The following is an 11,786-nucleotide window of genomic DNA, read 5'->3' as shown; positions in this document are numbered from 1 at the left end:
AGCGAGCCTGCTCGCGAAAGCGGTGTGTCATTCAACTCCTATGTTGAATGATCCGGCGTATTCGCGAGCAGGCTCGCTCCCACAGGTGGGTTGTGTTGTGTCATTCAGTGCGGCGTTCTGCCTCGCGGCTGGTCGCCAGACTCAACAACACCGACCCCAGAATCACCGACCCGACGATTGCCAGCGACCATTCCACCGGCATGTGGAACCACGGCATCAGCACCATCTTGCCGCCAATGAACACCAGCACGATCGCCAAGCCATACTTGAGCAGGTGAAAGCGGTCAGCCATGTCCGCCAGCAAGAAGTACAGCGCGCGCAGGCCCATGATCGCGAAGATGTTCGAGGTGAAAACAATGAACGGGTCAGTGGTGACGGCGAAGATCGCCGGAATGCTGTCGACCGCGAACATCAAGTCGCTGGCTTCGATCAGCACCAGCACCAGGAACATCGGTGTTGCCCAGCGCACGCCGTTCTGCAGGATAAAAAACTTCTCGCCGTGAAAGCCGCTGGTGATGCGCATATGTCCGCGCACCCAACGCAATAACGGATTCTTTTCCAGATCCGGTTGATGATCAGCGAACACCAGCATCTTGATCCCGGTGATGATCAGGAACACACCGAAGGCATAGAGCAGCCATTCGAACTGCGACACCAGCCACACTCCGGCAAAAATCATGATCGCGCGCATGACAATCGCGCCGAGCACGCCGTACAGCAGCACTCGTCGTTGCAATTCCGGTGGCACGGCGAAGTAGCTGAAGATCATCACGAAGATGAACATGTTGTCGATCGACAGGGACTGCTCGATCAGATAACCGGTGAGAAATTCCAGGGTTTTCTGCCGGGCGATTTCACTGCCGAATTCGCCATGCAGATACCACCAGAGCAACCCGGCGAAGCTCAGCGCCAACAGGCACCAGGCAACCACCCAGGCCGATGCTTCACGCACCGACACCCGGTGCGCCTTGCGCCCGCCGAAGACAAACAAGTCCAGGGCCAGCATGGCCAGAACGAAGATGATGAAGGCACCCCACATCCAGGGTTCGCCGATGTTGATGTTCGTGGCAGGCATGGCACGCTCCCTGTCTTTTTATTTGCAGCAAGCGCATCCCCTGTGGGAGCGAGCCTGCTCGCGAATGCGATGGAACAGTGAAGTTGAGGTTGCTGACCCACCGCGTTCGCGAGCAGGCTCGCTCCCACAGGGATCATCTTCTCTTCTCGATCAAAGTCAGACGGGGCCATGCTAGCGACGGATCTGGAGCAAAGAAAAATCGTTTATTTCTGACTGACAGTTCGGCAAAAACGAAGTGTCAGCGGAAAAACTCCCCCGGCGTCTCACCAAACTGCTGACGAAACGCGGCGATAAACGCCGAGGTCGAGTCGTATCCACAAGCCAGCGCAACATCGGTCACACGCTCGCCTTTTTCCAGCGGGGTCAGGGCACCAAGCAGGCGCAGGCGCTGGCGCCAGGCGCGGAAGGTCAGGCCGGTGTCGCGCAAAAACAGGCGCGTCAGAGTCTTTTCGGTGACACCGAATTTTTCGCTCCAGTGGCTCAGGGTGGTCTGCTGCTCCGGGTGTTGCTCCAGGCTCTGATAGATCTGCTTCAAGCGCGGTTCTTGCGGCAGCGGCAGCATCAAGTCGATGGTCGGCGCGTCGGCGAGTTGATCAAGGATCACCTGGGCCAAGCGTCCGTCAGGGCCACTCTCGTCGTATTCCACCGGGACCTGACTGAAGGCGCGGATCAACTCCCTGAGCAAATCGCTGACGCCTAGCACATGGCAATGCTCAGCCGCCCAACCAGTGACGCTGCTATCGATGTACAGGCTGCGCATTTCCGTATGCGGTGCGCTGAATACCCGGTGCGGCACGCCCGCCGGAATCCACACCGCACGTTCCGGCGGCGCGACAAAACGGCCGGCGCTGGTCTGCACTTCGAGTACGCCTTGAATCGCATAGGACAACTGCACCCACGGATGGCTATGACGGCGGGTGAGGGCGCGGTTGGGCAGCGATTCAGTGCGTCCATACACGGGACGCGGCAGGCTGGGCAGCCCGGGAACACTGCGGCGAACGCTTTTGGCATGTCCTTTAGGCGGCATCTTGCAGCTCTTCGGCGTTAGTCGGTAATTGCCAGTCACGTTAGAGTCGTCGGCACGCACTGGCAACCCCCGGAAGAATTTCATGACGCGCCCACGTTTTTTGCCCGATAACTTCACCCTGACTTTGATCGGCGTCGTCTTGCTGGCCAGCTTCCTGCCCGCCAGCGGTCAAGTCGCCGTCGGCTTTGGCTGGCTGACCAACATCGCCATCGCCCTGCTGTTTTTCCTGCACGGCGCCAAGCTGTCGCGCGAATCGATCATCGCCGGCGCTGGCCACTGGCGTCTGCATCTGTTGGTGTTCGGCCTGACCTTCGTGCTCTTCCCGATTCTCGGTCTGGCGCTGAAACCGCTGTTGTCACCGCTGATCGGCGATCAGCTGTACATGGGCATGCTCTACCTTTGCGCGTTGCCAGCTACGGTGCAGTCGGCGATCGCGTTCACTTCGCTGGCGCGAGGCAATATTCCGGCGGCGATCTGCAGCGCGGCGGCGTCCAGCCTGTTCGGGATTTTTCTTACGCCGCTGCTGGTGACTTTGCTGCTCAACGTCCACGGCGACGGCGGCTCGACCCTCGATGCGATCGTGAAGATCAGCGTGCAATTGCTCCTGCCGTTCATTGCCGGGCAGATCGCCCGCCGCTGGATCGGCGCGTGGGTAGGGCGCAACAAGAACTGGCTGAAATTCGTTGATCAGGGCTCGATTCTGCTGGTGGTGTACGGCGCATTCAGCGAGGCGGTCAACGAAGGCATCTGGCAGCAGATTCCGTTGTTCGAGTTGCTCGGCCTGGTGGTGGTCTGCTGCATCCTGCTGACGTTGGTTCTGGTGGCATCAATTCTGTTGAGCAAAGCCTTCGGCTTCAATCAGGAAGACCGCATCACCATCCTGTTCTGCGGCTCGAAAAAGAGCCTGGCCACCGGCGTGCCGATGGCGCAGGTGTTGTTCGCCGGCAGCACCATCGGCGTGCTGATTCTGCCGCTGATGCTGTTCCACCAGATTCAGCTGATGGTCTGCGCGGTGCTGGCGCAGCGCTATGCCAAGCGGCCGGAGTCGGTGCCGGATCTGATGGCGCAGGTTGATCCGTAAAAGGGTTCACAGCCCCGAATACTTGACCGCCGCTGCCGCTCGCGTCGGCACGTCCAGCGTGCGCAACAACGAAGACACATGGATCCTCACCGTGAACGGCGAAATATCCAGTTCACGGGCGATTTCCTTGTTGGTCTTGCCTTGCGCGATCAAACGCAGCACGTCCTGCTGACGCGGGGTCAGCGTCGTTGCGGTTTCCAGCGGCAACAAGCCGGACGGCGCCGACTTCACCAGCACCTCACCTTCACGGATCGCCAGAATCGCCTGGCCAATTTCATCCGGCGCAATGTTCTTGCCGATAAAACCGTCAATGCCCGCCGCCATGACTTCACTGATCAGCGTCTGATCGTCAACCATCGACACCACGATCAGCGTGGTGCGCGGCAATCGTCTTCGCAAGTCGGCGAGCTGGGTGATGCAGGTCAGCCCGGGAAAACGCAGATCGAGCATCAGCGTGTCCGGCTCGTCGCCCTGTGGCAGCAGCTTGAGCACCGCGTCGAAGTCGCCGGCCTCGCAGGTATCGGCATCGGGCAGCAAGCGCTGCACGGTGCGCAGCATCGCCTCGCGAAACAGCGGGTGATCGTCGGCTATGATGATCCGGCACGTCATGATGCGACCCTCCCTGGGTCTGGCGTGATTCAAGGCCTGCACCTTAGCACTGGACGCGAAGGTTGCCTGTAGGCTGCTTCCGAAACTGACGATTGCTGCACAAGGACGTTTACCATGAAGTTCGAAAAAAATACCGAACTCGACCAGGCCAACCTGCGCATCATCATCGCTGCCATTGCGGTGGTTTACATGGTCGTGCTGGGTTTTCTGCCGGGCCATCGCTTCGATACCTACCTGCCGGTCATCACTTACATTGTCTTGTTTCTGCTGGCTTCGATCGCGTTCCGACAAGCCATTGCGCGTTGGCCCGGGCATTATCCGGCGCGGCGGATTTTTGCCATGGTCCACGATTACACCGGCACCTGTTTTGGACTGGTGATCGGCGGCGAAGCGGCGCTGCCGTTGTATGCGGTGATGGTCTGGGTCAATCTCGGCAACGGCATGCGCTACGGCTCGCGCTATCTGGCAATCGCCACCGGCCTTGCATTGGTGGCGCTGCTGGTGGTCTATCGCCTGACGCCGTATTGGCAGGCGCAGCCGTTCATGGTGCTGATGCTGCTGATCACCAGCACGGTGATTCCGTTTTATGCGCACTTGCTGCTCGAGCGTACGCGCAAGGCGTCGGAAGAAGCGCTGGCGGCTAACCTGGAAAAGTCGCGGTTTCTGGCGCAGGCCAGTCATGACTTGCGTCAGCCGATTCATTCCATCGGTCTGTTTACCGCGTGTCTGCGGGAGTCGCGCCTGGGCGACGACGAGCGGCGGCTGGTCGATAACATCGACCGCTCGCTGCTTAACGTTTCGCAATTGTTCCGCTCGATTCTCGACCTCTACACCCTCGATAACAGTCGGGTCGAAGCGAAAATGCAAACGCTGAATCTCGGTGAATGGCTTGCGGAACTGATACGTCAACACCAGGAAGCGGCCCGTTGGGCAGGCGTCGAACTGCGGCTGCGACCGTGCAACCACTGGGTCAGAACCGACCCGGCGCTGCTCGCGACCATGGTGCAGAACGTGCTCTCCAACTGCTTCAAATACGGCGCGCAACGTCCCGTGCTGATCGGCGTGCGTAAACGTGGGGCAGGGCTGGCCATCGTCATCCATGACCGTGGCAACGGCATTGCCGAAGAACATTTGCACAAGGTCTTCGAGGAGTTTTATCGGGTACGGCAAGTGCGCGACAAAGATGTCGAGGGCGTCGGGCTGGGCCTGTCGATCATCAAGCGTCTTGGTGAACTGATCGATGTGCACGTTGCTCTGCGTTCACGGTTGGGACGCGGCACCGCTGTGACGCTTGCGGGGTTGCCGATCGTGGCCGCGCCGCAGTCACTGGTGGTTCGCAGTGAAGCGCGGCAGATGGGTTTGTTGACCGGGCTGAAGGTGTGTCTGGTCGAGGATGACCGCAACGTGTTGCTCGCGACTTCGGCGTTGCTCGAACGCTGGGGCTGCGTGGTGCAGGCCGAGTGGTCGGCTGAAGGCCTGGTCACCGACTGCGACATCATCGTTGCCGACTATGACCTCGGCACCCATGCCACGGGTATCGAATGCATCGATGAAGTGCGCAGGCAGCGCGGCTGGGCCGTGCCGGCGATGATCATCACCGGGCATGACGTGGAGAAGATTCAGGCAGCCTTGCATGACCGGCAGATTGCGATTCTGTCGAAACCTGTGCGCCCGGCCGAGTTACGCGCGACGTTGCGCGCCCTGCGTGATCGACAAGGCGCAGCGGTTGAACAGATGCTGTAAAGGCCGATGTAAACGGGCGGCTCAGGAGCTCGCCCGTTATTTCGCGGCGATTATTGTGGGCTGTTGAACTGGTCGGAATAGCTGCCGGTCATCAGCGCCGATGCCACGCGATCAGAACCGACTCCGACCCGGGAGTAGGCCACTCGGTTGACGCCGGTGCGGTCGGCCCCATCCGCTGCCAATGCTCCGGCACCGACACGATCAGCGCCATCGGCAGCCACTGCGCCAGCGCCGACACGATCAGCACCATCGGCAGCGACTGCACCTGCGCCGACACGATCAGCGCCATCGGCAGCCACTGCGCCGGCGCCGACGCGATCAGCACCATCGGCAGCGACTGCACCTGCGCCGACACGATCAGCGCCATCGGCAGCCACTGCGCCAGCGCCGACACGATCAGCGCCATCGGCAGCCACCGCGCCGGCACCGACACGATCAGCGCCATCGGCAGCCACCGCGCCGGCACCGACACGATCAGCGCCATCGGCAGCCACCGCGCCGGCACCGACACGATCGGCGCCATCGGCAGCCACCGCGCCGGCGCCGACGCGATCAGCGCCATCGGCAGCCACCGCGCCTGCACCGACGCGATCAGCACCATCGGCAGCCACCGCGCCGGCGCCAACATGATCAGCCCCATCCGAAGCCAACGCCTGCGGTTGCGCCGCCAAGACATTCGGCACCACAACGCTGGCCGCTACCGCAAGAAGCACGCCTGACAACAACTTGTATTTCATGGTTTTCTCCACGACCCGTTGCCAAACAGCGATCAATCGCGCGCGATGCATACAGACGCCACGACTCACTGGCTTGGGTTTTACCTGGTTGGCGAAAGGCACGGGCACACCGAACGGCGTGCGGGTGTCGAGATAATTTTGATCGAACCGATTGAGTATAGGATCGGCCTCGGGAACTGCCACGGCGGGGAGATCGACGGACAAAAAAAGACGAAGCCCGCATTGCGCGGGCTTCTTTGTGTGGAGCTGTTTACATTCTTGCCAGTGCCTGAGCCAGATCGGCGCGCAGGTCTTCAATGTCTTCGACCCCCACCGACAACCGCACCAGCCCATCGCCAATCCCCAGCTTCGCGCGAGTTTCCGGCGGGATGGTCGCGTGGGTCATGATCGCCGGATGTTCGATCAGGCTCTCCACACCGCCCAGACTTTCCGCCAACGCAAAGATCTTCACATTCTCCAAAAACCGCCGTGCGCCGGCCAGGTCGCTGTTCAGATCCACGGAAATCATCCCGCCAAAACCGCGCATCTGCCGCTTGGCCAGTTCGTGCTGCGGGTGCGACTCAAGGCCCGGATAGTAGACGCGCTTGACCTGCGGTTGCTGTTCCAGCCACTGCGCCAGATCCAGGGCGTTGCTGCAATGACGTTCCATGCGCAGCGCCAAAGTCTTCACCCCGCGCAGGGTGAGGAATGCATCGAACGGCCCGGAAATCGCCCCGACGGCGTTCTGCAGGAAGCCGAGTTTTTCCGCCAGTTCGGCGTTCTGTCCGACCACGGCAATGCCGCCGATCACGTCGGAGTGGCCGTTGAGGTATTTGGTGGTCGAGTGCAGGACGATGTCGAAGCCCAGCTCCAGCGGGCGCTGGATGTACGGGCTGGCGAAGGTGTTGTCGGCGACGCAGATGATCCCGCGCGCGCGGCAGATGCGCGCAATGGCGGCCAGGTCCGACAGGCTCAGCAGCGGGTTGGTAGGGGTTTCGACCATGACCATGCGCGTGTCGTCCTGCAGCGAGGCTTCGAACGCCGACAGATCGGTCAGATCGACGAAGCTGAAACGGTGCCCGGCGCTGCGCTGACGAACCTTGTCGAACAGGCGGAAGGTGCCGCCGTACAAGTCATTGCCGGAAACGATGTGCGAGCCGGCGTCGAGCAGTTCCAACACCGTGGAAATCGCCGCCAGCCCTGAGGCGAAGGCGAACGCGCGGGTGCCGCCTTCAAGGTCCGCAATGCAGCGCTCCAGGGCGAAACGCGTCGGGTTGTGCGAGCGGCCGTAGTCGAACCCCTTGTGCACGCCGGGGCTGTCTTGCAGGTAGGTGGAGTTGGCATAGATCGGCGGCATCAGCGCGCCGGTGGTCGGGTCAGGCTCTTGCCCGGCGTGGATCACCCGGGTGGCGAAGCCTTGGGATTTATCGTCGTGCTGACTCATGCAAGGGATCTCCGTAATTGGTTGAGCATGTCGGTGCGGGTGATCAGGCCATGGAAGCCGGAGGCGTCGGCGATGATCGCGACGAGGCCACGGCTGAGCACCGATTCCAGCTCGGCCAGGCTCGCAGCCGGGGCGAGGGTTTGCAGTTTGTCGGTCATCACGCTGGACACCGACTGGCTGAAGCGCGCGGCATCTTCGTGGACGCCGAGGAGGATGTCGGACTCGTCGATCACTCCCACCAGTTGCTTGCCTTCGACCAGCACCGGCAGTTGCGAAACATCCGCCAGACGCATGCGCTGAAACGCAGTGAGCAGGGTGTCGTCCGGGCCGACGCTGATCACCCGGCCGTCTTCGAAACGCCGTGCAATCAAATCGCGCAGATCGCCGTAGCCCTTGCGCTGCAACAGGCCTTGATCGGTCATCCACTGGTCGTTGTAGACCTTCGACAGGTAACGCGTGCCGGTGTCGCAGACAAAGCTGACCACGCGTTTCGGCTCGGTCTGTTCGCGGCAATAACGCAGCGCGGCAGCGAACAGGGTGCCGGTCGATGAGCCGCCGAGAATGCCCTCGGCCTTGAGCAACTGGCGCGCGTGATCGAAGCTTTCCGCGTCGCTGATCGAGTAGGCGTGACGCACGCTGGAGAGGTCGGTGATCGACGGAATGAAGTCTTCGCCGATACCCTCGACCGCCCACGAACCGGGCGTCGGCAAGGTGCCGTCGCGGCTGTATTGCGCCATCACCGAGCCGATCGGATCGGCGAGGACCATTTCCAGATCCGGCTGCACGCGCTTGAAGAAGCGACTCAACCCGGTCAACGTGCCGGCCGAACCGACGCCGACGACGATGGCGTCCAGATCATGTTCGGTCTGCGCCCAGATTTCCGGCGCGGTGCTGCATTCATGGGCCAGCGGGTTGGCGGGATTGTTGAATTGGTCGGCGAAAAACGCGCCGGGAATGTCCTTGGCCAAGCGGGCGGCGACGTCCTGGTAATACTCGGGATGGCCCTTGCCGACGTCAGAACGAGTGATGTGCACTTCGGCGCCCATGGCCTTCAAGTGCAGGACTTTCTCGGTGGACATCTTGTCCGGTACCACCAGCACTACGCGATAGCCTTTGGCGCGACCGACCAGCGCCAGACCCAGACCGGTATTGCCGGCAGTGGCCTCGACAATCGTGCCGCCCGGTTGCAGGCGACCGTCACGTTCCGCAGCGTCGATCATCGCCAGACCGATACGGTCCTTGATTGAGCCGCCAGGGTTCTGCGATTCGAGTTTGAGAAACAGCGTGCACGGTCCGGTATCGAAGCGGGTGACCTGCACCAGCGGAGTATTGCCTATCAGCCCAAGCACGGCAGGGCGTGATTCCTTTGACATTTCTTCACCTCTTTATGGTGTTGACCGCGTTCCAATCGCGGGGAAAAGACTCGCGTGCAACTTAGGCGCAGACATCCCCTATCGCAACCTCTAATCCTTGGAAAATCCAGCCATTTGGATCTAACGATAGAACGAAAACTTGCATGTTGCCCTGACGTGTTCTGATCGTTCCCACGCTCCGCGTGGGAATGCAGCCTTGGACGCTCTGCGTCCCTACGGCCAGAAGATCCCAGCCTTCGACAGCTTCTACGGGGTGCCTGTGCATGAGTAGAACTTGTGATGATCTAGAATTTATTGAGTTTGTTTCATCAAGTCCGGTTCCCGACAATACCTGCCATCGAATAAGCATCTGGAGTTGTTTGTCATGGCACTGGCCCATTCCCTGGGATTTCCGCGCATCGGTCGCGACCGCGAACTGAAGAAAGCGCAAGAGGCGTTCTGGAAAGGAGAACTGAACGAGGCGGGCCTGCGTGACGTCGGGCGTGAGCTGCGCAAGGTCCATTGGGACTTGCAGAAAAACGCCGGCATCGACTTGCTGCCGGTTGGCGATTTCGCCTGGTACGACCAAGTGCTGACCCACTCGCTGATGTTCGGCGTGATCCCCGAACGTTTCCGTCCGCATGACGGCAAAGCCACGCTGCACACTCTGTTCAGCATGGCCCGAGGCGTCAGCAATACTTGCTGCAGCGAAGGCCACGCTCAGGAAATGACCAAGTGGTTCGACACCAACTATCACTACCTGGTACCGGAATTCAGCGCCGATCAGCAATTCCAGCTCGGTTGGGAGCAGTTGTTTGAGGAAACCGAAGAGGCCCGTGTGCTGGGGCACAACGTCAAACCGGTGATCATCGGTCCGCTGACCTATCTGTGGCTGGGTAAAACCAAAGGCGTCGACTTCGACAAGCTCGATTTGCTTGACCGCCTGCTGCCGCTGTACGGCCAGATCTTCGCGCGGCTGGCGGCGTTGGGTGTGGAGTGGGTGCAGATCGACGAGCCGATTCTGGTGCTCGATCTGCCGCAGGACTGGAAGAATGCCTTCGAGCGCGCCTACAACCAGATCCAGCGCGATCCGCTGAAAAAACTGCTCGCCACGTACTTCGGTGGCCTGGAAGAAAATCTCGGTCTGGCGGCGAACCTGCCGGTCGATGGCTTGCACATCGATCTGGTGCGCGCGCCGGATCAGTACCCGACCATTCTGGATCGTCTGCCGGCTTATAAGGTGCTGTCGCTGGGTGTGGTCAACGGTCGGAACGTCTGGCGCTGCGATCTGCAAAACGCGCTGGCGACGCTGCGCCATGCTCATGAGCGTCTGGGTGATCGTTTGTGGGTAGCACCGTCCTGTTCATTGCTGCACAGCCCGGTTGATCTGGGCCGCGAAGACCAGCTCGATGCCGAACTGAAAAGCTGGCTGGCGTTCGCCGTGCAGAAGTGCGAAGAGGTCGCCGTGCTCGCTCAAGCGGTCAGCGAACCGGAAGCGCCGAAGGTACTGCGTGCCCTCGCGCAAAGCCGTTCGGTGCAGACCAGCCGCGCTGCCTCGCCGCGTATTCACAAACCGGCGGTACAAGCGCGGGTCGCGGCGATCACTGCCAAGGATGCGCAACGCCAATCGCCGTTTGCCCAGCGTATTGCCAAACAGCGCGGCAAGCTCGACCTGCCGTTATTCCCGACCACCACCATTGGTTCGTTTCCGCAAACGGCGGCGATCCGTCTGGCGCGTCAGGCCTACAAGCAAGGCAAGCTCAGCGCGGCCGATTACACCGATGCGATGCACACGGAGATTCGCCACGCGGTGGAAATTCAAGAACGCCTCGGCCTGGATGTGCTGGTGCACGGTGAGGCCGAGCGCAACGACATGGTCGAATACTTCGCCGAACAGCTCGACGGCTATGCCTTTACCCGCTTTGGCTGGGTGCAGAGCTACGGTTCGCGCTGCGTCAAACCGGCGGTGATTTTCGGTGACCTAAGCCGCCCGCAGGCGATGACGGTCGAGTGGATCCGCTACGCCCAAGGCCTAACCGACAAGGTCATGAAAGGCATGCTGACCGGCCCGGTGACCATGCTGATGTGGTCGTTCCCGCGCGAAGACGTCAGCCGCGAGGTGCAGGCTCAACAACTGGCGCTGGCCATTCGTGACGAGGTGAATGATCTGGAAGCGGCGGGAATCAAAATCGTGCAGATCGACGAAGCGGCGTTCCGTGAAGGCTTGCCGTTACGCCGGGCGCAGTGGCCGGCGTATCTGGAATGGGCAAGCGCAGCGTTCCGCCTGTGCGCCTCCGGCGTGCGCGACGAAACGCAGATCCACACGCACATGTGCTACAGCGAGTTCAACGATGTGATCGAGTCGATCGCGGCGATGGACGCCGATGTCATCACCATCGAAACCTCGCGTTCGGACATGGAACTGCTCGAAGCGTTTGAAGCGTTTGCCTACCCGAACGACATCGGCCCCGGCGTGTACGACATTCACTCGCCACGGATTCCGGATGTGTCGGAAATGGTCGGTTTACTGCGCAAAGCGGCGCAGCGTATTCCGGTGGAGCGCCTGTGGGTCAATCCGGATTGCGGGTTGAAAACCCGAGGCTGGCCAGAGACCGAAGCGGCGTTGGTGCACATGGTCACAGCCGCGCGGCAACTGCGCAAAGAGTGGGCCTGATCCTTTACCGCCCTGGAATACATAACCTTTGTGGGAGCGAGCCTGCTCGCGAAAGCGGTGTGTCA

General features: G+C 61.1%; 9 protein-coding genes. 3 read left to right on the top strand and 6 right to left on the bottom strand.

Going from position 1 to position 11,786, the window contains the following annotated elements:
• Positions 1–100: 100 nt before the first annotated feature.
• Together AB4O45_RS01795 and AB4O45_RS01790 are read right to left on the bottom strand one after the other, a co-directional pair.
• Entirely contained in the window at positions 101–1,075 is a 975-nt protein-coding gene (locus AB4O45_RS01795; protein WP_460161001.1) for a TerC family protein, read from the bottom strand.
• 238 nt (positions 1,076–1,313) lie between these two features.
• A complete protein-coding gene (locus tag AB4O45_RS01790) occupies positions 1,314–2,102 on the bottom strand; it encodes an AraC family transcriptional regulator (RefSeq protein ID WP_460161495.1) in 789 nt (262 codons plus the stop codon).
• A gap of 82 nt (positions 2,103–2,184) precedes the next feature.
• Here AB4O45_RS01790 and AB4O45_RS01785 point away from each other — a divergent pair, with 82 nt between their 5' ends.
• Entirely contained in the window at positions 2,185–3,183 is a 999-nt protein-coding gene (locus AB4O45_RS01785) for a bile acid:sodium symporter family protein (protein ID WP_041480047.1), read from the top strand.
• Between the two features lie 6 nt (positions 3,184–3,189).
• Here the strand turns inward: AB4O45_RS01785 and AB4O45_RS01780 are convergent, their stop codons facing one another.
• Positions 3,190–3,792 carry a response regulator transcription factor gene (locus tag AB4O45_RS01780; protein WP_315434748.1) on the bottom strand — a complete coding sequence of 201 codons (603 nt, stop codon included), beginning with the start codon at positions 3,790–3,792 and terminating at the stop codon, positions 3,190–3,192.
• A 114-nt stretch (positions 3,793–3,906) separates the two neighbouring features.
• On the opposite strand from AB4O45_RS01780, the gene AB4O45_RS01775 reads away from it, so the two are divergent.
• Positions 3,907–5,535 (top strand): ATP-binding response regulator, encoded by a 1,629-nt coding sequence (locus AB4O45_RS01775; RefSeq protein WP_460161000.1) that lies wholly within the window; start codon positions 3,907–3,909, stop codon positions 5,533–5,535.
• Between the two features lie 91 nt (positions 5,536–5,626).
• Here the strand turns inward: AB4O45_RS01775 and AB4O45_RS01770 are convergent, their stop codons facing one another.
• From AB4O45_RS01770 to AB4O45_RS01760, 3 genes are all read right to left on the bottom strand, one after another.
• Positions 5,627–6,175, bottom strand: coding sequence for a hypothetical protein (locus AB4O45_RS01770; RefSeq protein WP_460160999.1), 549 nt, complete (start codon positions 6,173–6,175; stop codon positions 5,627–5,629).
• A 347-nt stretch (positions 6,176–6,522) separates the two neighbouring features.
• Entirely contained in the window at positions 6,523–7,695 is a 1,173-nt protein-coding gene (locus tag AB4O45_RS01765) for a cystathionine gamma-synthase (RefSeq protein ID WP_375122302.1), read from the bottom strand.
• A complete protein-coding gene (locus AB4O45_RS01760; protein ID WP_125918460.1) occupies positions 7,692–9,068 on the bottom strand; it encodes a pyridoxal-phosphate dependent enzyme in 1,377 nt (458 codons plus the stop codon). The genes AB4O45_RS01765 and AB4O45_RS01760 overlap by 4 nt, the downstream gene beginning before the upstream one ends.
• Positions 9,069–9,432: 364 nt before the next feature.
• On the opposite strand from AB4O45_RS01760, the gene metE reads away from it, so the two are divergent.
• On the top strand, positions 9,433–11,721 hold the full coding sequence (gene metE / locus AB4O45_RS01755) for a 5-methyltetrahydropteroyltriglutamate--homocysteine S-methyltransferase (protein ID WP_460160998.1): 2,289 nt from the start codon (positions 9,433–9,435) through the stop codon (positions 11,719–11,721).
• Positions 11,722–11,786: the final 65 nt, after the last annotated feature.

The sequence above is a fragment of the Pseudomonas sp. S2_B10 genome (genome assembly GCF_054668425.1).
The sequence above is the reverse complement of the archived record's forward strand: the minus strand, read 5'-3'. Positions and strand labels throughout refer to the sequence as shown.

Excerpts from the sequence above, each read along its gene's own strand:
- AB4O45_RS01795 (WP_460161001.1), bottom strand. The coding sequence starts at position 1,075 with ATGCCTGCCACGAACATCAACATCGGCGAACCCTGGATGTGGGGTGCC.
- AB4O45_RS01790 (WP_460161495.1), bottom strand. The coding sequence starts at position 2,102 with ATGCCGCCTAAAGGACATGCCAAAAGCGTTCGCCGCAGTGTTCCCGGG.
- AB4O45_RS01785 (WP_041480047.1), top strand. The coding sequence starts at position 2,185 with ATGACGCGCCCACGTTTTTTGCCCGATAACTTCACCCTGACTTTGATC.
- AB4O45_RS01780 (WP_315434748.1), bottom strand. The coding sequence starts at position 3,792 with ATGACGTGCCGGATCATCATAGCCGACGATCACCCGCTGTTTCGCGAG.
- AB4O45_RS01775 (WP_460161000.1), top strand. The coding sequence starts at position 3,907 with ATGAAGTTCGAAAAAAATACCGAACTCGACCAGGCCAACCTGCGCATC.
- AB4O45_RS01770 (WP_460160999.1), bottom strand. The coding sequence starts at position 6,175 with ATGGGGCTGATCATGTTGGCGCCGGCGCGGTGGCTGCCGATGGTGCTG.
- AB4O45_RS01765 (WP_375122302.1), bottom strand. The coding sequence starts at position 7,695 with ATGAGTCAGCACGACGATAAATCCCAAGGCTTCGCCACCCGGGTGATC.
- AB4O45_RS01760 (WP_125918460.1), bottom strand. The coding sequence starts at position 9,068 with ATGTCAAAGGAATCACGCCCTGCCGTGCTTGGGCTGATAGGCAATACT.
- metE (WP_460160998.1), top strand. The coding sequence starts at position 9,433 with ATGGCACTGGCCCATTCCCTGGGATTTCCGCGCATCGGTCGCGACCGC.